Below are 26,545 nucleotides of genomic sequence, written 5' to 3'. Positions count from 1 at the left end.
CTGCCCGGTCATCATCGGGTACGTTGGGGGATGATTCAGCTTTTCGCTTCCTCTTCGACCCTGCCTGCCGACGCCAGTCCAGGCGTATGCCGCCTGAACCATTGCAGCAGATCGTCGACGTACGTGAAGATCACCGGCACCACCAGCAGACTCAGCAACGTTGAAGTCAACAGCCCCCCCATGACCACCACGGCCATCGGCTGCCTGAAACTCGGGTCTTCGCCCATGCCCATCGCGGTGGGCAACATCCCGGCGCCCATGGCAATGGTGGTCATCAGGATGGGCCGTGCGCGCTTGTGGCAGGCGTCCACCAGGGCGTCATAGCGATCCAGGCCGTGATCACGCCGAGCCATGATGGCGTATTCCACCAGCAGAATGGAGTTCTTGGTCACGATCCCCATCAACATCAATAACCCGATGACCGAGGGCAGGGAAAAGCTGAAATTGCATATCAGCAAGGCCAGCAGCGCGCCGCCCAGGGAGAGCGGCAAAGCCGAGAGGATGGTGGCCGGCTGCAGGAAATCATGGAACAGCAGCACCAGGACCGCGTAGATACAGAACACACCGATGGCCATGGCCAGGCTGAAGCTTGCGAATAGCTCCGTCATCAGTTGCAGTTCACCCTGCTCCACCGGCTTGATCTCTGGAGGCAGATTGCGCATGGCCGGCAACTGGCTTGCCTCGGCCATGACCTCGCCCAGGTTGCGGCCGTTGAGTTCGATCGACAAGGTGATGTTGCGCAGCCGATCCAGCCGGGTGATCTGGGCCGGTCCACTGCCCAGGCTGAGTTCCCCGAGCGAGGACAGCGCCACCTGGCCGTCCCGTCCAGTCACCCGCAACTGATCGATGCTTCGCAAGTCATCGCGCAACAGCGAATCCATGCGCACGCGCACGTCCACCTGACGCTGGGACAGGTTGATCTTGCCCAACTGCGAGGAGTATTCACCGTAGGTCGCCATGCGCAAGGTATCGGCGATGTCCTGGCTGGTGACGCCCAGCTCCGCGGCCCGGGCAAAATTGGGACGCATCTGGATTTCCGGTCGCTGCAGGGCACTGCTGGAGGTGACGTTGCCGATCCCGTGCAGGCCGCGCAGCTGCGGCTCCAGGGCATTGGCAGTGCGTTCCAGCAGATCGCCGTCGTCGCTGGCCAAGACGATGTTGAGTTTCTCGCCGCTGCCATCCCCGCCGACGTTGATACGCACGCCGGCCAGCGTACGCAGGGCCTGGCGCATCTGCGCCTCGACTTCAACCTGCTTGAGCTCGCGCTGGTCCCGTGCCACCAGATCCACCGTCAGGACCGCATCGCCGGCACCAGTGATGCCGGCAGGCCCGGCGCCCGAGTTGCTGGCGGTGCCCACCGAGACGAATACATGTTTGACGTCCGGCATGTCCTGCAGCCTTTCGCTGGCCTGCAAAGCCATCTCGGTGGTCTGCTCCAGCGTTGTTCCCGGTGGCATTTCCAACGTGATACTGCTGCGACCCGCGTCCTGGGACGGCAGGAAACTGGTCGGCAGCAACGGAACCAGGGCCAGGGCGCCGATGAAGAAAAGACTGGCCAGCAACATCGTGGTCTTGCGACGGTCCAGGCTGGCATGGATCCAGCCCAGATAGCGGGTCATCAAGGGGCCATCGTGCTCGGCGTCGGCTTTCGCCTTGAGAAAGTACGCCGCCATCATTGGTGTCAGCACCCGGGCCACCAGCAAGGAAAACAGCAGCGCCACCGAAGCCGTCACCCCGAACTGGCGGAACAGCTTGCCTGCCACGCCGCCCATGAAGGCCGTGGGCAGGAAGACCGCAACCAGAGTGGCCGTCGTGGCGAGCACCGCCAGGCCGATTTCGTCCGCCGCCTCGGTGGCCGCCTGAAGCGGCGTCTTGCCCATGCGCAGGTGTCGCGCAATGTTCTCGATTTCAACGATGGCATCGTCCACCAGCACGCCGATGACCAGCGCCAGCGCCAGCAAGGAGACCGAGTTGAGCGTGAACCCGGCCAGGTACATCACGCCGAAGGTAGGAATGATCGACAACGGCAGCGCCGTAGCGACGATCAGGGTGGCGCGCCAGTCCCGCAGAAACCACCAGACCACCAGCACCGCCAGCAACATGCCCTCGTACAGCAGGTTCATCGAGTCATGGTAATTGGCAAGCACCGCCTTGACCGTGTCACTGGCTTCAACGATCCGCACATTGGTGTGTTTCTCCACGAAACCGGCCATGGACTTGCGTACGTCATTGGCCACGCCGACATCGGAGAAGCCCAGTGACCGGGTCACCTGGAAACCGATGACCGGCTTGCCGTCGCGAAAGGCCCGGCTGCTGCGCTCGGCATGGGTGTCGCGAATATCCGCCAGCTGATTCAACGCCAGCAGGCGGCCATCCCCGCTGGGAATATCGATGGCTCCCAGGGCGGCCGGGTCGTCGATGGCCCCCAGGGTCCGTACGGCTTGCTGGCCACTGCCCAGGTTGCCCTGGCCACCGGAGTTGTCCTTCTGCATCGCCCTCAGTTGCGCAGCGACATCCGCGACGCGAATGCCCAGGCCTGCCATCAACGCCGGGTCGAGATTGACCTGCACTTCCCGGTCCACCCCGCCGATCCGAGACACCAGCGCGACGCCGGGTACCGACAACAGCTGTTTGCTCAGCTCGTTATCGACAAACCATGACAGCGCCTCTTCATCCAGCGCATCGGACTCGATGACGTAGGTGAGCAGCGGCGAGGCGCTGGTGGTCAGCCGGGAAACCGAGGGCGTATCCAGACTGGCCGGCAACTGCGGCATGGCGCTGTCCACCGCGTTGCGCACTTCGTTGAGCGCCTCGTTGCCATCCTTGTCGATGTCGAAACTGATGCTGATGCTGACCGCGCCGTCGGTGATCACTGTCGTCACATGCTTGAGCAGGCGCAGGGACGTGAGCTTGTCCTCGATCTTGCGTGCCACCTCCGTTTCCAGTTGCTCGGGGGCTGCGCCCTCCAGCGATGCGTTGACCATCACCACCGGCAGGTCCATGTCGGGGAAATCCTGGATGGCGAGCTTGCCGAACCCCAGCAGGCCCAGGACCGTCAGCAGGATGAACAGCATGACGGCCGGGACCGGATAGCGGATCGACAGGGCAGAAACGTTCATGGCTGGGCAACCTGGGATTGTACGAGGCTCACGCTCGCGCCATCGTTGAGGAAAGCGCCGCCGGCGCGCACGATACGGGCCGGCTCATCCAGGCCGCCGAGGATCTCCACGGCCTGCTGCAGGCGCCTGCCCACCGTTACCGGTCGCTGGACGACACGCATGTCATCGTTGAGGGTGAACACATAGGAGCGGCCGTCACGCAGGATCACCGCGGTATCCGGTACCGTGAGGGCCTCGCGGGCCGCCAGTTCGATCTGGCCGCTGGCGTACATGCCGGCCTGGGCGGGGCTGTCGGTGGGCAGGGATACGTAGACCAGCGCCCGGCTGGTCTTGGTGTTGAGGGTGGGCGACACCAGCCGCACCCGTCCTTCCAGGCTCTGCCCGCCCGGCAAGGTCAGGCGGGCCACCTGCCCGGGCTGTACCTGGGCCAACTGACGGGCGTCCAGCTCGGCCTGCCACTCGATACGGCCGTCGCGCACCAGGCGAAACAGCTCGTCGCCGGCCGCCACCACCTTGCCGAGCAATGCCGTGCGGGCGGAAACGATGCCGTCGTCCACCGCCACGATCCGCGTCTGCCGCAAGCGGATCCGGGTACTTTGCAATTCAGCCCTGGCGCCGGCCAGGTCGGCTTCGGCAAGGGCCACCTTGATCCGATACTCTTCGCGCTGCTGCTCCGACAGGGCCCCGCCCTGGCCGACGACCCTGGCCCGGCGATCGTTGGACCGGGCCTGCTCCAGATTCGCCACGGCCTGGGCGACCAGCGCTGTCTGCTTGCGCTCTTCGGCCAGTACCGCATCGCAGGCCAGCGTTGCCAGCAACTGGCCTTTCTTCACCCGGCTGCCCACGTCGGCTTCGAGGCTGGCGATGCGCAGGTTGCCGGTCTCGGCATTGATGACCGCTTCCTGCCAGGGAGCCAGGGCTCCATTGGCGAACAGCAGCTGCGGCCAGACTTGCCGCCGCGCCTGGACGACTTCCACGCTCAGGCTGCTGACGGTGGGGGCGGCCACGGCCGGCTCGGCACCACGGCGCAGGGTCATGAATATCGCCACGACCGTAAGCACGGCAACGGCCAGCAGAATCTTGCCCGATATCGTCCTCACGCTCCCCCTCCGTTCGTTGCCGGGTGTCGCGCAAGCGGTTGACCGACTTGCCATCCGCCTCCCAGGGCCTTGTACAGGGCGATCCAGTAGCGGACCTGGTCCTGCTGCAAGGTGATCAATTCGATTTCCGCCGTCAGTGCCTGGCGGCGCGCGGTTTCACGGTCCAGCAGGCTCACGCTGCCTGCCTGCCAATTACGGTCGATGGCTTGGAACGACTCGCGGAAACCGGCAGTGGAACGCTCGACATCCGACTCCCGCCGCCGCGCCGCATCCAGGCGCACCAGGGCCTGTTCGACTTCCATGACGCTGGTGCGCAATGTCTGGCGATAGACCGCCAGGGCTGCGTCATAAGAGGCCCGCGCCCCTTCCACCGCCGCGCGGCGCTTGCCGCCGTCGAACAGGGGTACAGACAGCACCGGCCCCAGCGACCAGGATCGGTTGTGCTGGCCCACGGTATCGCCGACCGAAAACGTACCGGACAGGCTCAGGCTCGGCAGCCGGTCGGCCTGGGCCACGCCGATCTCGGCGTTCGCCGCCGCCAGTTCCCGTTCGCTGGAAGCCAGGTCCGGACGCTGGCGCAGCAGATCGGCGGGAATCTGCCGAACGTTGAGTTCGGCCGGCTGGGGCAGTTGCGCCGGGGTCTTGCCGAGCACGTCGTCGAGCCGTTCTTCATCTCCGCCGGTCAAGGCCACCAGGCTCTTGAGCAACACCTGGCACTCGCTCTGCTGCCGGACCAGAGTGGCCGCGCTGCTGGCGGCGCTGGCGTCGGCCAGCGCCGCGTCGGCGGAGGAAGTGAAGCCGGCCTCGAACGACTGGCGAGTGATGCGCGCCGTGTCCTGTTGCGACTGGGCCTGGTCCCGGTAGGCCAGCACCAGCTTCTGGCAGCCGCGGTACTGCACGTAGTAATCGCCTACCTGGGCCGCGAGGGACACCCGTGCGTCGTGCCAGTCATCCACCCGCGCCTCGACACGCGACTGCGCCGCTTCGTTGTTACGCCGCAGTTTGCCGAACAGATCGAGCTCCCAGGCGGCGTCCAGCTCGGCGGAGGAGCCCGAGCCGCCCAGGCGTGTGGGACCGGTCCGCTGTGCGCCACGACCGCCGGAAAGACGGCCATCGACCCTGGGCAAGGCATCGGCCGCATCGCTGTCCGCCGTGGCTCGGGCCAGGGCGATGTTGGCCCACGCCTGGTCCATGGACGGACTGTCGGCTTCGGCCAGGCGCAACAGCTCGGCCAGGGCCGGATCGTCGAATTGCTGCCACCAGTCAGCCAGGGCCGCCACGGAGGCGCCATGGGGAAGCGGTGCCTGCCATCGGTCGGCGACCGGGACGTCCGGCACTCGGTAATCAGGCCCCAGTACGCAGCCGTTCAGGGCCATCGCGCACAAGGTCACCAGCAGTCTTTTTCCTGGAGGCTTGAAGGCATGCATAGGGCTCTCTACGGGACCTGACAATGGGAGCGAGCAGCCAGGCATCCGGCACCGGCGCGGCTCGGGAGACGGCAGATTGTTGAGGGTGGGTGGTTGAAATTCATGTGCGAGGCATTTAACCCCGGCCTGGATTCTGTGTCTGGCGTGGGAAACGGGGACAGGTGCCGGCAAGAAAATTCGCGGTAAGCGCACAGGCCTGTTGAAATGCCCGGGACCTGCCAGACAAGGGCGGCATCTGCCGTCGGGCCAGCCATATCGGGCTGGCCCGACAGTGGGTCAGGCAAGCACGGATCCCACGGATCAGGCCCCTTGGCTGGCTCGTATTCCCCCTGCCCGGTTCCCGTTCCATGGCCAATGGATGATCGAATATGGAAGCACTCAGTTATCTGGAAAACGTCGAGTCGAACGCAAGGACCTATGCGCAGACTTTCCAACGGCTCTTTGTCAGCGGCAAGGGGATGCGCATCAGGGACGCCAGCGGCCAGGAGTACCTGGACTGCCTGTCGAACGCCGGCACCCTGGCCCTGGGGCATAACCCGCCCGAAGTCCGAGATGCCGTGATGGCGTTTCTCGGCAGCGATCATCTGCAGCAGGCCCTCGACCTGGCGACCCCGGCCAAGCACGCCTTCGTGCAGGAACTGTTTTCGATGCTGCCGGCAAAAATGCGCGAGGCCAGCAAGATCCTGTTCTGCGGCCCCAGCGGCTCGGATGCCGTCGAGGCCGCCATCAAGCTGGCCCGCCATTACACCCGTCGCTCGCCATTGATGGCGTTCCACGGCGGCTATCACGGGATGACCGCCGGGGCGTTATCGGCAATGGGCAAGCTGTCGCCCAAGAGTGGCGACGGTCTCATCGCACAGGGCACCCATTTCCTGCCGTTCCCCTATCGGTTCCGCTGCCCGTTCGGCACCGCCGGCGAGCACACCGATCAGTTGTCCATCGACTATATCCGCACCGTCCTGTCGGATCCCGAAGGCGGCGTCGCCAAGCCGGCGGCGGTCATCGTCGAAGTCGTGCAGGGGGAAGGCGGCTGCATCCCCGCCTCCGCCCAATGGCTGCGGGCATTGCGGGAAATCACCCTGGAGCAGGACATCCTGCTGATCGTCGATGAAGTCCAGACCGGCCTGGGCCGGACCGGCACCACCTTCGCCATCGAGCATGCGGGCATCGTGCCCGACATCCTGGTGCTGTCGAAGGCCATCGGAGGGGGCTACCCCCTGGCGGTCGTCGTGTATGCCGAGCATCTGGATACCTGGGGCCCCGGCATGCACGCCGGTACGTTCCGTGGCAATCAGGTGGCCATGGTCGCCGGTGTCGCCACCATGCAGCAGATCCGGCGGGACAATCTGGTGGCCAATGCCGCGCGGATGGGTGAGTTGTTGCAGAGCGGCCTGCGGGACATCGCCCGGCGGTTCGCCTGCATGGGCGACATCCGCGGTCGCGGCCTGATGATCGGCGTGGAGATCACCCGGCCAGCGGCCAACCAGCGTGCCGGACAGGCTGACGGTGCCCTCGCCCACGCCATCAAGCTCAACTGTTTCGACAATGGGCTGATGATGGAAACCGGAGGACGCCATGGCGCGGTGCTCAGGTTCCTGCCCCCCCTGACCATCACCGAAGCCGAGGTCGGCATGGTGCTGGATCGCTTCGAACAGGCCCTCGCAAAGACCCACGAAACCCGTCCGCACCTGGCACGCGAAGCGGTATGACCCCCACCGGAACCGGGCCTGGCGGCTCGGTTCCGGAGGTCCTCTGGCGTCAGCGGTGCTTCACCTGGACTGATCCGAAGCCTTCGTCGACAAGCCCGCATAGTGGCCCCGGGAAACGCCCAAGGCTGTCATCCCCCTGACGTCCTCAGGAGGATCGTTGCTCGCAAGACCGCACACACCGCACGCGCCACAGAGTCTCAGTCCCGCGCCAGGGCGTTGATGGGATCCAGGCGTGCGGCATTGCGGGCGGGTACGAAGCCGAACACGATGCCGATGAAGGTCGAGCACACCACTGCGGTAATGATCGATCCCATGGAGAACACCATCTGCCACTCCTTGACGAAGATCGAGAAGACGTAGCCGATGCCGAACGACAGGGCGATACCGATCGTGCCTCCCAGGAGGCACACCATCACCGCCTCCACCAGGAACTGCTGGCGGATATCGGACTGCCGTGCCCCCACCGCCATGCGGATACCGATCTCGCGGGTACGCTCGGTCACCGAAACCAGCATGATGTTCATCACCCCGATACCACCCACCACCAGGGAAATGACCGCGATCAGCGAGAGCAGCAGCGCCAGCGACTGGCTGGTCTTCTGCACGGTCTGCAGCACACTGTCGAGGTTGTAGGTGAAGAAGTCCTTGATGCCATGGCGTTGTTCCAGGAGCTTGACGACATTGTCCTCCACCAGCTTGCTCGGTTGTCCGTCCTTGATCCTTACCGTGATGCTGTCCAGGAAACGCTGTCCCAGCAATCGTCCGGCCGCCGTTTCATAGGGCATCCAGACGTTCAGGTTCTTGTTGGTGTTGAACACGCTCTTGCGATCTTCGGTCACGCCGATGACGGTGCATGGCAGATTGTCGATCAGGATCACCTTGCCCAGGGGATCGACGTGGGGGCCGAACAACCTCTGGCGGGTGTTATGGTCGATCACCACTACCTGCGACTGCCGGCGCGCATCGTCTTCACTGAACTTCACCCCCGAGCCGATCTTGATGCCGCGCACCTGGAAGTAACTGGAACTCACGCCGTTGACGGTGGCATTGACGTCGATGTTCTGATATCGCAGCAACAGGTTGCGCCCCAGGTTGGGGGTGGCGCTGTCGATGTAATACTGATCGCTCAAAGCCGTGACGTCGGACAGCACCAGGGTCTCGATGGCGGTCGAGCGGCTGTCTCCCCAGTCCGAACCCGGCATGATTTCGATGGTATTGCTGCCAATGGCCTCGATGTCCTTGAGCACGTACTGCTTGACCCCTTCGCCGATGGCGACGATCGAGACCACCGACGTGATGCCGATGATGATCCCCAGCATGGTCAACAGCGTGCGCATCCGATGGGAGATCAACGCCACCCAGGCCATGTTGAACGCCTCGCTGAACAAGCCGAAGCTGGCCAGCAGGCGATTCGACGGCTTGACCCTGGCCGGGCGCGCTTCCTGGGGGGGCTGGTCTTCCAGCGTGCGTTGCGGATTGGGCCGGTCGCTGACGATTTCGCCATCGCGTATCTCGATGATGCGCTGGGCATGGGCGGCCACCTTGTCGTCGTGGGTGACGATGATGACCGTGTGCCCCGCCGCGTTGAGCTCCAGCAGGATCTTCATCACCTCCTTGCCACTGGCGGTATCCAGTGCCCCGGTGGGCTCGTCGGCCAGGATGATCTCGCCGCCATTCATCAGGGCCCGGGCGATACTCACCCGCTGCTGCTGACCACCCGATAGCTGGCTGGGCCGGTTGGCCAGGTGCCCTTGCAAGCCCAGGCGCCCCAGCAGTTCCCCTGCCCGGCTATGCCGTTGCGACTCCGCGGCGCCGGCATAGATGGCCGGCATTTCGACGTTGTGCAACGCGCTCAGGTGCGGCAGCAAGTGATAGCGCTGGAAAATGAAGCCGAAGTGGTCGCGTCGCAGCACCGCCAGTTCATGGTCGTTCATCGAACCGGTTTCGCGCCCATCCACCTTGTAGCTGCCGGAACTCGGATGATCGAGGCAGCCGAGCACATTCATCAGGGTGGACTTGCCGGAGCCGGACGCCCCCGTGATCGCCACGATTTCCCCGGCGTTGATCGTCAGGTTGATATCCTTGAGCGCGATGAAAGCCTTTTCCCCGGCCTGGAAGCTGCGGGTGATCCCTTTGAGTTCCAACAGTGGTTGCGTCATGGTCAGGCCCCCGCCACGGCCGGGGCAGGCTCGCCGATGACCACCTTGTCGCCTTCGGCCAGCCCGTCCTTGATTTCCGCCCGGACGTTATTGTTGATGCCCGTCTGGACGTTACGCGGCTGGGCCTTGCCCTCGGCATCCAGCACCCGGACCACGTAGCTGCCGTCCTGGTTCTTCGCACCCAGGGCGGCGACCGGTACCGTCAGCACGGCCTTGGCCTTGTCCAGCACGATACGGACCTGGGCCGTCATGGAGATGCGCAGGCGATGGTCGGGGTTCGGCACGTCGAACAGGCTGTTGTAGAACACTGCGGTGTTCTGCTTGGGCGTGCCGGCGGTCTGGGTCTCGAGGAAGTTCTGCGGGGCCGGCTCGGTGCCTCGCAGGGTGGCGTAGTAACGTTTTTCCGCTTCCCCCAGGATGGTGAAATACACCTCCTGGCCCGGCTTGATATGGATGACGTCGGCTTCGGAGACCTGGGCCTTGACGGTCATGGTGTCCAGGTCGGCCAGCTTGAGAAGCACGGGTGCCAGTTGCTCGGCGATCACGGTCTGGCCTTCCTGGGTCACGATGCCCACGACGTAACCGTCGATGGGGGCCACGATGTGGGTGTAGGCCAGGTTGACCCGCGCCGTCTCCACCTGGATCCTGGCGTCTTTTATCTGGGCATCGAGGGACAGCAGATTGGCCGCCTCCACCCGGTAGTTGGACTCGGCGGTCTCGTATTCCTGCTTGGAAATCGCATCGTCCGGCTGCAGCACCTTATAACGCTCGTAGGTGGCCTTGGCATCCTTGAGCTGGGCCGCGGTGGCCTGCCGCCGCGCCATCAGGTTTTCTTCGTTGACCTGGGCCTGGCGCAGCGCGTTCTGGGCGATCAACGGGTCGATTTCCGCCAGCCACTGGCCTTTCTTGACCTTGTCGCCCAACTTGACCTTGAGCGACTTCAACTGGCCCGACACCTGGGCGCCGACGTCTACCTGCTTGACGCCCTGCAGCGTTCCGGTGGCCAGGACCGCGTTCTCGATGTCCGTGCGCTCGACCGTGGCGGTCAGGTACTCCGGCGGCTTGCCCGGCGACTGCGCGCTGTAGAAAACCAGGCCGGTCACCACGACCAGGACAAGCACGATAGCGATTTTGCGAAACTTCGACTTTTCCATAAATAACTCTATGTGCGTTGGGTTCGGGCCCGGCCAGTACGGCACCGGGCTTGAGGTAAGCGCCCCAGGGGCGCACGGCTAGACAAGATCACGGGTGACCTCCTCGTCGGGCTCGGGCAGGCTGTCGTGCCACCAGGCAGCCAGGTTGTGGACATGAGGCGCCTTGAGAATCGTGAAATGGTTGCCCGGCCCGTACCAGATGCTCAGGTCGGGGACATGCTTGCGCCATCCTTCGATCATCTGCTGTTGTTCGCGCTGGTTGCCGGCTGTATCCAGGGTCGGATCGTTCGCCAGTACCAGCCGCACCGGGCCGGTGTATTGGTGTTGCGGTTGATAGACCGTGCGCAGGGCCGTCCCGAAGGCTCGCGCCGGACCGCGCATCGCGTCCACCGCCGAGCGCTGCGGCAACATGCCGGCGCGGACCATGCCGGCATGCAGCAGGCGCATCTGTGCCGCATCGTCCTGGGCACCGAACACCGTGGCATCGATACCGAGGGATTTGCCCGAGGCCAGTTGCATCGCCTCGATCAGTCGGTTCAACACGCCCGTCCCGGTGTAAGGCCGGCCCACCACGCCATTGCCCCCCGGTGATTCGCTGTCGATCAGGGTCAGCGAAGCCACCTTGCGGCCACGGGCATGCAAGCGGGCCGCCATCTCGAACACGACCCAGCCACCGAAGGAATGCCCGAGCAGATGCACCGGCCCTTCGGGTTGCACGTTGTCGATCGCTTCGAGGTAGGCCCGCGCCGCGGTTTCCACCAGGCCGAAAGGCTCCGTGGTGCCGTCCAGTCCACGAGGTTGCAAGCCATGGATCGGCCAGTCCGGACCAAAGGCGTCGGTCAGGCCGATGAAGCCGGTGACGCTGTCCCCGGCGCCAGGCACGCAGAAGATCGGCGCCCGATCGGCGCGCCCGCCCTGGATCGTCAACAGCGGCTGGAACGTGCGCTTGGGCGAAGGCATCGGACGTGAAGCGACACCCTGCAGCGCATCGCTGATGGCCTGGCCCAGTACCTGCACATGTGGCGCTTGCATCATGGTCTGGTGATTGCCGGCAACCCTGATGCAGTGCAGTTGCGTCTTGGGCAGCACCGCGTCCCAACCCAGGTAGCCGGAATGCTCGGGAGCATCGTCCTTGCGCTCCTCGGCCACCAGCAGGTGCACCGGTACCGAAATCGGATACACCATGTAATGGGCCAGCGCATGACCGTGGGCCACCTCGCGATCGAGGTACTGCCAGAGTTGGGCCGCGTCATAGACGGCCAGCTCCGGGGGCAGTACGCCCAGCTCGCGGCAATGCTGCACCAGGGCTTCGAACTCGAACCGGTCCAGGCACCCTTGCAGGTCGGCCAGTTTGTCCAGGATCGACGCGAGCCCTTGCGCTTCGGGCTCGCAGGCTCTCCAGAACACGTCGCAGCGGTCCAGCAGGTGAAGCTTGTGGGCTTCGTCCAGGGCCCAGCGTTCGCGTCCCTGGTCCACCAGGCGCGGCAGGTAGCTGTCGATCAGGCCGACGAACTCGACCTCCTCGTCCAGGCCGATGAGCTGGATGGCGGTCTCGTAGGCCAGGACCCCGCCGAACGACCAACCGGCCAGGCGATAAGGTCCCTTGGGTTGCAGCGAACGGATGATGCCCACCAACCGCGAAGCCATGCACTCCATCGTCTGCAGCTGCGGCTCGCCCCACTCTACGGCCGGCAGACCATAGACCGGAATGTCCTCGTCGATGTACTTGCCCAGTGCCGGGAAATACAGATCCAGGCCGCTGAACTCGTGCACCAGGAACAACGGATTCTGCTGGCCACTGGTGCGCACCGGCACGACCGACTCCTGCACCTGGACATCGGCGGTGTGGGACCGGAGCAACGTCGCCAACGCTGCCACATTGTCGTGCTGGAACAGCTCCGCCAGGGACACCGTCAATCCGGCCTGGACCAGCAGCCCCACCAGTCGGATCGCCAGCAACGAATGCCCGCCCAGCTCGAAGAAACTGTCCCGCCGCCCTACCTGCTCCAGCCCCAGTACTTCGGCCCACAGGCCGGCCAGCGTGGCTTCCAGCTCGTCCTCTGGCGGCTCGTAACCGCGCTCGCCGTAGGCGTGGGCCTCCGGTACCGGCAACGCACCGACATTGATCTTGCCGTTCAGTGTCAGCGGCAGCGCCATCAACCGCACATAGGCCGCCGGAACCATGAACTCCGGCAGACAGGCGTGCAGGTGTTCGCGCAATGCTTGCGCATCGATGATGTCGCTGTCCGCCTGCCCGGTGTAGTAGGCGATCAGGCGCTTGTCGCCAGGGTTGTCCTCGCGGGCCACCACCAACGCCTCGCGCACCCCGGGATACTCATGCAAGCGGGCCTCGATCTCACCCAGTTCGATACGGAACCCACGGATCTTCACCTGCCCGTCATTGCGGCCCAGGTATTCGATCGTACCGTCGGGCAACCAGCAGCCCAGGTCGCCGCTGCGGTACAGGCGCGCACCGGCCTGGTCGCTGAACGGATCGGCGATGAAGCGCTCGTCGGTCAGGTCCTTGCGATTCAGGTAGCCCAGCGCTACCCCGTCGCCGCCGATATGGATCTCTCCCGCCACGCCGATGGGCACCGGCTGGCCTGCCGCGTCGAGGATATAGACCCGGGTGTTGGCGATGGGCCGCCCGATGGGAATGCTCGTCGCGCCGTGAGGCAAGCGGGTGACCGTGTGGGCCGTGGCGAACGTGGTGGTCTCGGTGGGTCCATAGCAGTTCATCATCTGCAGCGTCGGCGCCCGGTCCAGCAGGCGCCGGAACGACGCCGGATCGGCGCGCTCGCCACCGCACATCAGGATGCGCAGGCCCGCCAGTGCGTCCGGGATCAGCATCAGGTACTGGTTGAACAAGGCGGTGGTCAGGAACAGCACCGACACCTTCGCCTCTGCCAGCGCCCGGGCAAACCCGGGTGGATCGAGCAGCGTATCGTGATCGATGATCACCACGCGGCCACCGTTGAGCAACGCTCCCCAGACTTCCATCGTGCTGGCGTCGAACGCCGGGTTCGAGACGAAGGCCAGCCGATCCTGCGGGCCGAAATCCGCATAACCGTTGTTGATCGACAGCCGACCGATGGCCAGGTGCGGCACGATCACCCCCTTGGGATGGCCGGTGGAGCCCGAGGTGTACATGATGTAGGCCGGGGTATCGCTCGCCTGGGCAGGGATTGGGCAGGCGGATGTGCCCTGGGCCAAGTGCAACGTGTCCAGGTGCAACGTATCCAGGTCCACCCGTCGCAGCGCTTGCGGCACTGCCCTGTCGTGGGTGGTCAGTACCAGTGCCGCCTCGCTGTCCTGGAGGATGAAGCGCTGGCGCTCTTCGGGCGCGTGATGGTCCAGCGGTACGTAGACGGCGGCGCACTTGAGGATGGCCAGTTCGCTGATGACCAGGTCGAAGGAACGGCCCAGCAGCACCGCTACTCGCGCCTGGGGTTTCACCCCTTGCGCCAGCAGGTACTGCGCCAGGCGACTGGCGCGGGCATCCAGTTCCCGATAGGTCATTTGCCGGTCGCCATGCTGGAGGGCAACCGCCTCGGGCCGTATAGCCGCCTGGGCTTCGAACAAGGCTTGTACCGTCTGTTGGCGCGGATAGACCGTGTCGGTCGCGTTGAATGCCAGCAGCAGTTGCTGGCGCTCGGCCTGCGGCAATATCCCCAGCTCTCGCAGCGGCGTCTGTGGCGCATGCTCCAGGGCGTCCACCAGGCTTTCCAGTGCTGTATGCATGTAGCCGCACACGCGTTTCGCGCCGATCCGCGCGGTCACCGTGGCGCTCAGCACGAAGCCCTCGCCCAGGTCGTCGACGTTGAGCGACAGCGGGTAGTTGCTCCACTCCTCGCCACCGAGTCCTTCGATGCCGAGCCAGGCCGCCTGGGTCTCCTGGCTGACCTGGGACGCGCTGTGCCGGTAGTTCAACAGTGCACTGAACAATGGCGCAGGCGTGGCGACGCCGCTGCAACGCTGGGCCAAGGCCAGGGAGGCATGTTCATGCCCCAGCAACGCGGTCAGGCGTGCATGGGTGGCCTGTACCCCGGCCCGTGCGCCGAGGGTGCCGACGTCGACCCGTAGCGGCAAGGTGTTGATGAACAGCCCCAACGCCCGGTCGGCCCCTTCGCCACCCTGCATCCGGCCCATCAGCACTGTTCCGAATACCACATCCTCACGAACGCTGACGCCGGCCAGCACCCGCGCCCATGCCAGGTGATGCAGGCTTGCCGCGCTCACCCCGAGCTGGCGTGCCTGGGCCCGCAGCCGTCGGCTCAAGTCCTCGTCCACCGGCCACTGAGCCTGCTCGACGTCACGGTTGTCGCCGCGCACGTCCTGCAGGCCGAACGGAAGGGTCGGCTCCCGGACATCCTTGAGCATGTCACTGAAGAACGCCTCATGCTCGGCCTGGGTGACACCCAGTCGCGCCTGCGCCACATAGTTGCGGTACGGCACCGCCTCGCCCAGTCGGGCTTGCTGCCCCAGCAGGAAGGCTTGCATGTCGTGCTGGATTACCTCCAGCGCGGTATGGTCGAGGGCAATGTGATGGAACAGCAGCAGCGCCACCCAGCGTTCCTGTCCGGCGTCATAGGCACAGGCCAGCCGCATCAGCGGAGCCTGGCGCACGTCGAGCCGGTAATGCCGTGGATCGAAGCGCTCGCGCAATTGCGTGGCGACGTCACGCCCGGGCTCGACCACGCACTCTTCCACCACCAGCCCTGCCTGGCGCAGGACCACCTGCACCGGCTCGCCCAAGCCCTCCCAGAGCACGGCGGTGCGCAGGATGTCGTGGCGATCGATCACGCCTTGCAGGGCACCGGCGAAGGCATCCAGGCGACCGCGGTCGGCAAGGTTGAACAGGGCCTGTTGCAGGTAGAGATCACCCTGTTGCGATGCCAGATGGTGATACAGGATGCCTTCCTGCAGCGGGGCCAGGGCATAGATGTCCTGGACGTTTGCGACGCCTCCCGGCAGCCCGGCGACGATCCGCTCGATCTGCGCCTGGCTCAGGTCGGCCAGTGGCAGCATGTCCGGCGTGATCGCGGTGCAGCCCGGCACGATGCCATTGGCCGGTACCGCCCGTTCCGTCGTTCGTCCCACGGCAGCCGCCAACGCGGCCAGCGTCGGCTGGCCGAACAGCACCCGGACATCGGCCGACAGGCCGGCCTGGCGCATGCGCTCCACCAGCGTGACCGCCAGCAAGGAATGACCGCCCAGCTCGAAGAAATGGTCGTGACGCCCTACCCGCTCGACGTCGAGCAGATCGGCCCAGAGCTCGGCCAGCAGTGTCTCCACCGCGCCCTGGGGCGCTTCGTATTCACGGCTGATCAGCGCAGCCAGGTCCGGTGCCGGCAAGGCCTTGCGATCGAGCTTGCCATTGGGCGTCAACGGCAGAGCCTCGAGCCAGACATAGGCCGCCGGGACCATGTATTCCGGCAGCTGTGCCTGCAATCCGCTGCGCAAGGCTTCGATCCCCACCGTGTCATCGCCGGCGTGGGTGGTGAAATAGGCCACCAGGCGTTTGGTTCCCGGCACATCTTCCCGGGCCAGTACCACGGCCTCCTTGAGGCCTGGATGTTGCGCAAGCCGCGCTTCGATCTCGCCCAGTTCGATGCGGAAGCCGCGGATCTTAACCTGGTCGTCGTTACGCCCCAGGTAGTCGATGTTGCCGTCCGCCAGGTAGCGGCCCAGGTCGCCGGTGCGGTACATCCGCGCATTCGGCACGGTGCTGAACGGGTCGTCGAGGAAACGCTCGGCGATGAGTTCCGGCCGATGCAGGTAACCGCGTGCCACCTGCACACCGCCGATGTAGATCTCCCCAGCCACCCCCATGGGCACCGGCTGACGATGGGCGTCCAGCAGGTAGATGCGGGTGTTGGCGATCGGCTTGCCGATGGGGGTGCTGTCGGGGGTATCGACGCCCGAGCAGTCCCAGGCCGTGACGTCCACGGCGGCTTCGGTGGGGCCGTACAGGTTGTGCAACGCCACCTGCGGCAGTTGCGCCTTGAAACGCCGCACCAGATGCCCCGGCAAGGCTTCGCCGCTGCACATCACTTGCCGCAGCCCGTCGCAGCCGTGGGCGGCGCCATGGGCCAGGAACACGTCCAGCATCGACGGTACGAAGTGCAGCGTGCTGATGCCCTGGGCCTGGATCACCTCGCACAGGTAGGCTGGGTCGCGATGCCCGCCAGGACGGGCCATCACCAGCCGGGCGCCGGTGAACAGCGGCCAGAAGAACTCCCACACCGATACGTCGAAGCTGAACGGGGTCTTCTGCAGCACCGCATCGGCAGCCGTCAACGGATAAGCGTCCTGCATCCACAGCAGGCGGTTGACCACCGCCCCATGTTCGTTCATCACGCCTTTGGGCAGGCCGGTGGAACCGGAGGTGTAGATGACATAGGCCAGATGGTCGCAGCGCAGCTCCTCGACCCTTGGATTAGCCGTCGACTGGGTCGAGAACGCGGCATCGTCCAGCAACAACGTCCGGGCATCGGTGGCGGGCAGGCGTGCCTGCAAGGCCCCCTGGGTCAGCACCACGCTCGGCGCGCAGTTGTCCAGCATGTAGGCCAGGCGATCGAGCGGATAATCCGGATCGAGCGGCACATAAGCAGCACCGGACTTGAGAATGCCCAGCAGGCCGGCCACCATTTCCAGGCTGCGCTCGGCGCAGATCGCCACCCGATCGTCCGGGCGGATGCCCAGGGCGATCAGGCGATGGGCAACCTGGTTGGCGCGGTGGTTCAGTTGCTGGTAGCTCCATTGCTCGTCGTCAGTCACCACGGCGATGGCGTCCGGGCTGGCCTCGGCACGGGTTTCGAACAGACCGTGGAGGGTCTGGTCGCGTGGGTAGTCGACGGTCGTGGCGTTGAGGGTTTCCAGCACATGCCGGCGCTCCTGCTCCGCCAACAGCGGGATTTTCGCCACGACAGCCTGCTCGTCGGCGACCATGGCCCGCAGCATGCATTCGAGGTAACCCAGGTAGCGCTCCATCGTGGCCTGGTCGAACAGCGCCGTGGCGTATTCCAGCGAACCGAACAGGCGGCCCTCGATCAAGGCCATGTCCAGCAGCACATCGAACTTGGCGGTGCGACTGCTCACCCCCAGTGCCTGCAGCGACATGTCCGGCAGCTCCATCCCGGCGGTTTCGGTGTTCTGCCACGACAGCATGGCCTGGAACACCGGGCTGTGGGACAGGCTGCGCAGCGGCCGCACCACCTCCACCACCTGCTCGAATGGCAAGTCCTGGTGGGCCTGGGCTCCCAGGGTCTGGGCCTTGACGTGTTGCAGCAGCGCCTGGACCGTCCGATCGGCCGACACATCGACCCGCACCGCCAGGGTATTGACGAACAGGCCGATCAGGTCTTCCACCTGCGCCTGCAGGCGGTTGGCCGTCGGGGTCCCGATGACCACATCGTCCTGCCCGGACATTCTCGCCAGCACCGCGGCCCAGGCCGCCATCACTGTCATGAACAGCGTGGTGCCCTGCCGTTGGCTCAATGCCTTGAGCGCTGCGGTCAGGGTTTCATCCAGGACGAGCCCCACCGCATTGCCGCAATGGTCCTGCTGCGCCGGCCGCGGCCGGTCGGTGGGCAGCGTCAGCAATGCCGGCGCTCCGGCCAGGGCTTGCTGCCAATAGTGCTCCTGCCTGTCCAGGACCTCGCCGGTGAGCCAGCGCCGTTGCCAGAAGGCGTAATCGGCGTACTGGACCGGCAGGGCCGGCAGCGGGTCGTCCTGCCCCTGGCTGAACGCCGCGTACAAAACGCCCAGCTCCCGGGTCAGGACATCGGCGGACCAGCCGTCCGAGACGATATGGTGCAAGGTCACCAGCAACACATGGTCCTGCTCGTCCATGCGTACCAGGCGGCCACGGGCAAGCGGACCTTGGCTCAGATCGAAGGCCTGGCGAGCCTCTTCCCCGGCCAGGCGCGACAAGGTCGCTTCGGCGTCGGGGTCATCTGTCAGGTCGTGCAGCGCCAGGGCAAAGCCGCAATTCGCCGGGGCGATGCGTTGCGCCACGTCCTCGCCCTGCATCTGGACAAAAGTGGTGCGCAAGGCTTCGTGCCGGGCCACGATACGATCCAGGGCACGGGTGAGCGCCCGGGTATCCAGCGTCCCCCGCAGGCGCAGGCCGGTGGGGATGTGATACGCCGCGCTGCCCGCGTCCAACTGCGCCAGGAACCACAGGCGCTGCTGGGCGAACGACAACGGCAGCGCCTGCTCGCGGGATACCGGCAGGATGTCCGGCCGCGTGCTGCGTGTCGCCCGGGACAGGACCTGGGCCAGCGCGCTCAGTTGCGGTTGGGCAAAGACATCGCTCAGGTTCAGCTCCACGTCCAGCTGTTCGCGCACCTGGGCAATCAGGCGCATCACCAGCAACGAATGCCCGCCCAATTCGAAGAAATGATCGTGACGCCCCACCGCTTCGACGTTGAGCAAGTCCTGCCAGATCTGCGCCAAGGCGACTTCCGTAGCGCCTTGGGGCGCTTCATGGGTACGGCTGGCATAGGCCTCGGCATCCGGGGCCGGCAAGGCCTGGCGGTCGAGCTTGCGGTTCGGTGTGAGCGGCAGCGCGGCCAGGCTGACAAACGCACCCGGCATCATGTAGTCGGTCAGCAACGTCGACAGTTCGGCACGCAAGGCGGCCGCGCTCAGGGTCACGCCGGCCCGGGGCACGACGTAGGCCACCAGGCGCTTGTCCCCCGGCTGGTCTTCGCGCACGATCACCGCGGCTTCCTTGACCCCGGCACACTGGCCCAACCGGGTTTCGATCTCGCCCAGTTCAATACGGAAACCCCGCACCTTGACCTGGAAATCGTTGCGCCCCAGATACTCGATACGCCCGTCAGGACGATAACGGGCCAGGTCGCCGGTCTTGTACATGCGGGCATCGGGCTGATCGCTGAACGGATCGACAAGGAAACGTTCGGCATTGATGGCATCAAGGTTCAAATAGCCGCGCGCCACGCCATCGCCACCGATATAGATCTCCCCCGCGACCCCGAACGGCACTGGCTGCCGGTGCCCGTCGAGCAGGTAGATGCGGGTGTTGGCCATCGGTGTGCCGATGGTGGCGTTGCCGGCCACGGCGCTGGCGTCGTAGCGCATGTAGGCGGCGGTACAGGACACGGTGGCTTCGGTGGGGCCATAGGTGTTGATCAGTTGCGTGTGGGCCGGACGCACCGCGTCCCACATCTGCAGTTTCTGCATCGACAGGGCGTCGCCGGTGACGTTGACCAGCCGCACCTCGCGCAGATGATCCCGGGCCTGGGCCGGCGTGTTGTGCCATTCGGCCGCCAGGGTGTGCCAGTGCGCCGCGGTCAGGTGCAGGAAGGTCGGCCGGATGTCGCCGTCCTGCTGCAGTTCGGCGCTGCCGAACAGCTTGCGGGTCGGCGCCAGGGTGGCGCCGGCCACCAGCGCCGGGAAAATTTCCTCTACCGACAGGTCGAAGTTCAAGGTGTTCTGTTGCAATACCGTATCGGCCGGCGTCAGGCCGAACAGCCGGACCGCGTCCACGCAATAGTTGACCAGCCCGCGATGCTCGATCATCACCCCTTTGGGCGTGCCGGTCGAACCCGAGGTGTAGATCACATAGGCCAGGTGACGCGAGCCCAATGACGCGACCACCGGGTTGTCGTCACGCCCTGCGGCGATGCCCTGGCTCGTGCGTTCGGCGTGGTCGAGCAGCAACACCGGCGCCGACAGCGGCGGCAAGCGGTCCTGCAGTCGGCGCTGGGTCAGCAGCGCCACCGGGGCACTGTCGCCCAGCATGTAGGCCAGTCGCTCGGCCGGATACGCCGGGTCGAGGGGGACGTAGCCACCACCGGCCTTGAGAATCCCCAGCAGGCCTACCAGCATTTCGGCGCTGCGCTCGACACAGATCGCCACCCGGTCGTCGGGGCGGATACCCAGCCCGATCAGGTGATGGGCCACCTGGTTGGCCTGACGGTTCAGTTCGGCATAGCTCAAGCGCTCCCCTTCGAACACCACCGCGATGGCATCCGGCCTGGCCACAACCTGAGCCTCGAACAGTTGATGGATCACCTGCGTGCGTGGGTACGGCGCCTGGTTGGCGTTGAGGCCCACCAGCAGATGCTCGCGCTCGGCGTCATCCACCAGCGCGATCCGGTCGACCAGAGTCTGCTCGTTCGCCACCATGGCTCGCAGCACACGCTCGAAGTACCCGATGTAGCGCTGCACCGTGCGCGCATCGAACAGGGCCGTGGCGTATTCGAGAGTGCCGAAGACCTGGCCCTGCAGCTCGCCCAGTTCCAGGGACAGGTCGAACTTGGCAACCGTGTTCGCTACCCCCAGCCCTTCGAGCTTCAGGTCGCCGAGCACCAGCTCGGTGCTGTCCAGGGTCTGCCACGACAGCATGGCCTGGAACAGCGGACTATGGGCCAGGCTGCGCACCGGCTTGAGCAGTTCCACCACCTGTTCGAATGGCAGGTCCTGGTGCGCCTGGGCCCCGAGGGCCTGGGCCTTGACCCGGGCCAGCAGGGTTTCGACAGTGGGCGACCCGGACACATCGACACGCACGGCCAGTGTATTGACGAAGAAACCGATCAGCCCTTCGACCTCCGAGCGCGTGCGGTTGGCGGCCGGCGAACCGATCACCACCTCGTCCTGCCCCGAAAGACGGCCCAGCAACGCCGCCCAGGCGGCCATCAGCGTCATGTACAGGGTCACACCGTGGCGCTGGCTCAGTGCCTTGAGGTCGGCGGTCAGGCCGGCATCGAACGCCACCGGCAGCGCCGCCCCGGCGTAATCCTGCCGGGCCGGGCGTGGTCGATCCGTCGGCAGCATCAGCAGCGCCGGTGCATCGGCCAGGGTTCGCTGCCAGTAGCCGCACTGGGCCTGCAACACCTCGCCGCTCAACCAGCGGCGTTGCCACACGGCGTAGTCGGCGTACTGCATCGTCAGCGCCGGCAGCGGATCGTCCAGGCCATGGCGGAACGCTTCGTAGAGCGCCGCCAGTTCCTTGATCAACACGCCGATGGACCAGGCGTCCGAAACGATGTGGTGCATGGTCACCAACAGCACATGATCGTCATCACCGAGACGGATCAAACGCCCCCGGATCAACGGCCCCTGCTCCAGGTCGAAAGCGTCGGCGGCTTCCTGCGCCGCCAGGACTTGCAGCTCGGCTTCGACATCGGCGTGACCGGACAAGTCCTGCCGCAACAGGGCGAATCCTGTATCGGCCGGTGCGATGCACTGCAAGGCCTCTTCCCCCCGGGTACGCACGAAGGTGGTCCGCAGCGCTTCGTGACGGGCCACGATGCGATCCAGCGCCCGCTGCAAGGCGACACCGTCCAGGCTCCCGCGCAGGCGCAGCCCGGCGGGCATGTGATAGGCCGAGCTGGCCCCTTCCATCTGCGCCAGGAACCACAGGCGCTGCTGGGCGAACGATAGGGGCAGGTCTTCATCGCGGGCCACCCGGACGATTTCCGGCAAGGTGCTGCGTCCGGCCTGGGCCACTGCCTGCGCCAACGCCTTGAGCTGTGGATGAGCGAACAGTTGCGCCAGGCCCAGTTCCACGCCCAGGCGCAGGCGCACCTGGGAAATCAACTGCATCGCCAGCAATGAATGCCCGCCCAGGTCGAAGAAATGATCGTGGCGGCCGACCTGATCCACGCCCAGCAGCGCTTGCCAGATCTGCGCCAGGGTGGTTTCGACGTCGCCTTGAGGGGCTTCATAGCCACGGGTAATGACCGATTCGAGGTCTGGCGCCGGCAAGGCCTTGCGGTCCAGCTTGCCATTGGGGGTCAACGGCAAGGCGTCCAGGCGCACGTAGGCCACGGGCACCATGTAGTCCGGCAGTTGCCCTTGCAGATGGCTGCGCAGGGCCTCGATGTCCACGGTCCGGGACTCGGTGAAATAGGCCACCAGGCGCTTGTCGCCCGGGACATCTTCGCGAGCTTGTACCACGGCTTCTTTTACGGCCTCGTGCCCGGCGAGCCGTGCTTCGATCTCGCCCAGTTCGATGCGGAAACCACGGATCTTCACCTGATCGTCGTTACGACCCAGGTATTCGATATTGCCGTCCGGCAGGTAGCGACCCAGGTCGCCGGTCTTGTACATCCGGGCATTGGTTTCGCTGCTGAACGGGTCCTTCAGGAAGCGTTCGGCAGTCAGGTCATCACGATTGAGGTAACCGCGCGCCACACCGGCACCGCCGATATAGATCTCTCCCGGTACGCCCAACGGCACCGGTTGGCGGTGTTCATCCAGCAGATAGAACTGGGTGTTGGCCACCGGTTTACCGATATGCGCGGCGAAACCCTCTTCGCGGGACATCGATACCCAGCTTGAATAAGTGGTGGTTTCCGATGGGCCATAGAGGTTGCACAGGCGCTTGACGGAAGTCTGCTCGAACAGCGCTTCCACCAGGCTGCGCTTGAGGGCTTCGCCCGCCACGTTGACGGTTTCGACCCCCTCGCCCAAGCCACCGGATTCCAGCAGTGCCTTGAGGGCCGACGGTACGGTGTTGATCAAGGTGATGTCGTGCTCGCCCTGTTGCAGTTCCAGCACATTGGTGACCACGTCGATGCTGCCACCGCAGGTCAACGGCGCGAAGCACTCGTAGACCGCCAGGTCGAAGTTCAGCGAAGTGGAGAACAGCGTCTTTGACAGGGTTTGCGCGTCGAAGGAACGCTGCGCCCAGGTCAGGAAGTTCACCGTGTTGCGGTGCTCGATCATCACGCCCTTGGGCAGACCGGTGGAGCCGGAGGTGTAGATCACATAGGCCAGGTGCGACGAGGTCAGTTCCGGAACCTGGGGATTGGGAGCCGCCTCATCCTGCCAGGTGCCCTTGTCGAGGTCGATCAACGGCACCCTCGTCTCGCCCAGCAAGCGGCGCGTGGCCCCTTGCACCAGGATCGCCGCCGGTGTGCTGTCCTCCAGCATGTAGGCGATCCGTTCCGTCGGATAAGCCGGATCCAGCGGTACGTAACCGCCTCCTGCCTTGAGGATCGCCAACAGGCCCACCACCATGTCGAGGCCGCGCTCGACGCAGATCGCGACTCGGGAGTCGGGCTGCACCCCCTGCTTGCGCAGGTGATGGGCCAGACGATTGGCGAGCCCGTTGAGCTCACGGTAGTTGAGACGCTGCTGGCCATGGCGCACCGCCAGGGCATCCGGCGTGCGCCGTACCTGCTCTTCGAACAATCCATGGATCGTCTGCTGCGCAGGATATTCAGCCGCGGTGGCATTGAAGGTCACCAGCAGTCGCTCGCGTTCGTCGACCGGCACGATGGGCACGTCACGCAATGCCGAGTCGGGGGCCTGTTCCAGGGCGCTCACCAGTCCTTCCAGCGCGGTGTGCATGTAGTCGCAGACACGTCGGGCGCCCACCTGGGCCACCGCCTGGGCCGTGAGCATGAAGCCCTCGCCCAGGTCATCCACCGACAGCATCAATGGATAATTGGTCCGCTCTTCCATGCTCAGGGTCTGGATGCCATGCCAGGCCGCGATGGCCGGCTCGGACGGCGTTTCAGCCGCGCTGTGCCGGTAGTTCAGCAAGGCGCTGAACAGCGGCAGCGAGGCCGGGACGCCACTGCAGCGCTGGGCCAGGGACAAGGACGCATGCTCATGGCCCAACAGGGCCGATAGCCGTGCGTGAGTCGCCTTGACCCCGGCACGCACGCCCTGGGCGCCCACGCTGATGCGCAACGGCAAGGTATTGATGAACATGCCCAGGGCGCGGTCGGCCCCTTCGCCGCCCTGCATCCGGCCCATCAGGACGGTACCGAACACCACCTCTTCGCGGCCCGAGACACGCCCCACCACCTGGGCCCAGGCCAGGTGGACCAGGCTCGCCGCGCTCACACCGAGCTGACGGGCCTGGGTCCGCAGGCGCCGGGCCAGCGCCGCTTCCACGTGCTGCTGCCCTTCTTCGATGCCACTGCCATCGCCCTGCACATCCTGCAGGCCGAACGGCAGCGTCGGCTCGTCGATGTCCCCCAGCATGTCATGGAAGAACGCTTCGTGTTGCTCGCGACTCACACCCAGACGGGCCTGTGCCACGTGATTGCGATACGGCACGGCCGCCGCCAGTTGCTCCGACTGGCCCAGCAGGCTGGCCTGCATTTCGTGCACCACCACCTCAAGGGCGGTGTGGTCCAGGGCCATGTGGTGGAACAGCAGCATGCCCACCCAGCGCTGGTTCGCCAGGTCCTGGGCATAGGCCACTCGCATCAACGGCGCCTGAGCGATGTCGAGACGGTAATGCCGAGGGTCGAAACGCGCCTGCAACTGCTGCACGACGTCGCCCGAAGCCGGGTCCACCTCGACCTCTTCGAGGGCCAGGGTAGCGTGTCGCCAGACCACTTGCACCGGGGCCGGCAGGCCTTGCCAGAGCACGCTGGTACGCAGGATATCGTTGCGCGACACCACGCTTTGCAAGGCATGGGCAAAGGCTTGCAAGCGCTCGCGGTTGTCGAAGCCGAACATCACCTGCAACACGTAGGGATCGCCCTGCTCCGCGGCCAGGTGATGGTAAAGAATGCCTTCCTGCAACGGCGCCAGGGCGTAGATGTCCTGCACGTTGGCCACGCCTCCCGGCACCGTCGCCACGATGCGGTCGATGGCCTCCTGGTCCAGGTCGGCCAGGGGCAGCATGTCCGGGGTGATGCGGGTGCAATTCTGCGCAATCAGGTTGGCCGGCACCACGATCTGCCGAGCATCGCTCACGGCAGCAGCCAGGGCCGCCAGGGTCGGTTGGCCGAACAGCACGCGCACATCGGCCACCAGTTCAATCTGGCGCATGCGCTCGATCAGTTTCACCGCCAGCAGGGAGTGGCCCCCCAGTTCGAAGAAATGGTCGTGACGCCCCACTTGTTCGACCTTGAGCAGGTCCTGCCAGATCCGGGCGATGGCGATCTCCACTTCACCTTGCGGGGCCTCGTATTCGCGACTGATCAGGGCCGAGCGATCCGGCGCCGGCAACGCCTTGCGGTCGAGCTTGCCATTGGTGGTCAACGGGAAGGCATCGAGCATCACGAAGGCGCCTGGCACCATGTAGTCCGCCAAGGAGCCCAGCAGTGCGGCGCGCAACCCGACTGCCGTGGGCGACTCGCCTTCTTCGGCGATCACATAGGCCACCAGGCGCTTGTCCCCCGGTTCGTCCTCGCGCGCGATGACCACCGCTTCGCGGACGCCTTGGCACGCGGCCAGCCTGGCCTCGATCTCCCCCAGTTCGATGCGGAAGCCACGGATCTTCACCTGGTCGTCGTTGCGGCCCAGGTATTCGATGCTGCCGTCGGCCAGCCGGCGTCCCAGGTCGCCGGTGCGGTACATCCGCGCGTTCGGTTCGGCACTGAACGGGTTGTCCAGGAAACGTTCGGCGGTCAGTTCGTCGCGGTTCAGGTAGCCCCGGCTGACGCCCGCGCCGCCCACGTACATTTCCCCCACCACGCCCACCGGCACTGGCTCGCCCTGGGTGTCGAGCACATACAACTGCAGGTCGGGGATACGTCCGCCAATCGGGCTGACGCCCACCAGTTCGGCATCCGCCGCACATAGCGCGCGGTAAGTCACGTGCACGGTGGTTTCGGTGATGCCGTACATGTTCACCAGTTGCGTGCCGGCGTTGATCTCCCGGGCATACCACGGTTTGAGGATGCCGGTTTCCAAGGCTTCGCCGCCGAAGATCACCTGGCGCAGGCTGTGCCTGAGCTCGCTTTCGCCCTGGGCCGCGATCAGTTGGCGGAAGGCACTCGGCGTCTGGTTCAGTACCGTGACGCCCTCCTCGCACAGCAGCGTGTAGCAATCCTGCGGCGAACGGCTTACCAGTTGCGGTACCACCAGCAGGCGGCCGCCGTGGGTCAGCGCGCCCCAGATTTCCCAGACCGAGAAGTCGAAGGCGAAGGAATGG

At 65.5% G+C, this 26,545-nt stretch carries 7 protein-coding genes; 1 reads left to right on the top strand and 6 read right to left on the bottom strand.

Annotation, left to right across the window (positions count from 1 at the left end):
* Window positions 1–35: 35 nt before the first annotated feature.
* Genes BLP99_RS23530 through BLP99_RS23520 form a run of 3 tightly spaced genes read right to left on the bottom strand, consistent with a single transcriptional unit; the run spans window position 36 to window position 5,646 of the window.
* Complete coding sequence (locus BLP99_RS23530) at window positions 36–3,119, bottom strand: efflux RND transporter permease subunit (RefSeq protein WP_072432099.1); 3,084 nt, start codon at window positions 3,117–3,119, stop codon at window positions 36–38.
* Entirely contained in the window at window positions 3,116–4,219 is a 1,104-nt protein-coding gene (locus BLP99_RS23525; RefSeq protein ID WP_371128618.1) for an efflux RND transporter periplasmic adaptor subunit, read from the bottom strand. The genes BLP99_RS23530 and BLP99_RS23525 overlap by 4 nt, the downstream gene beginning before the upstream one ends.
* The gene (locus BLP99_RS23520; RefSeq protein WP_072398818.1) at window positions 4,216–5,646 is read right to left on the bottom strand and encodes an efflux transporter outer membrane subunit; all 1,431 of its coding nucleotides are present in this window, start codon (window positions 5,644–5,646) and stop codon (window positions 4,216–4,218) included. Before BLP99_RS23520 ends, BLP99_RS23525 begins: the two co-directional genes overlap by 4 nt.
* 368 nt (window positions 5,647–6,014) lie before the next feature.
* Here BLP99_RS23520 and BLP99_RS23515 point away from each other — a divergent pair, with 368 nt between their 5' ends.
* Window positions 6,015–7,355, top strand: a complete 1,341-nt coding sequence (locus BLP99_RS23515; RefSeq protein WP_072432100.1) for a diaminobutyrate--2-oxoglutarate transaminase family protein — start codon at window positions 6,015–6,017, stop codon at window positions 7,353–7,355.
* A 197-nt stretch (window positions 7,356–7,552) separates the two neighbouring features.
* Here BLP99_RS23515 and BLP99_RS23510 read toward each other — a convergent pair whose 3' ends face one another.
* The 3 genes from BLP99_RS23510 to BLP99_RS23500 form a co-directional block, all read right to left on the bottom strand.
* A complete protein-coding gene (locus BLP99_RS23510) occupies window positions 7,553–9,514 on the bottom strand; it encodes a MacB family efflux pump subunit (RefSeq protein WP_072398820.1) in 1,962 nt (653 codons plus the stop codon).
* 2 nt (window positions 9,515–9,516) lie between these two features.
* The gene (gene macA, locus BLP99_RS23505) at window positions 9,517–10,668 is read right to left on the bottom strand and encodes a macrolide transporter subunit MacA (protein ID WP_072398821.1); all 1,152 of its coding nucleotides are present in this window, start codon (window positions 10,666–10,668) and stop codon (window positions 9,517–9,519) included.
* Window positions 10,669–10,746: 78 nt separating this feature from the next.
* Window positions 10,747–26,545, bottom strand: a 15,799-nt coding sequence (locus BLP99_RS23500) for a non-ribosomal peptide synthetase (protein ID WP_143007975.1), incomplete at its 5' end; no start/stop codon positions are given.

Origin of the sequence: Pseudomonas sp. NFACC32-1, from assembly GCF_900101215.1 — a bacterium.
Lineage (GTDB): Bacteria > Pseudomonadota > Gammaproteobacteria > Pseudomonadales > Pseudomonadaceae > Aquipseudomonas.
The sequence above is the reverse complement of the archived record's forward strand: the minus strand, read 5'-3'. Positions and strand labels throughout refer to the sequence as shown.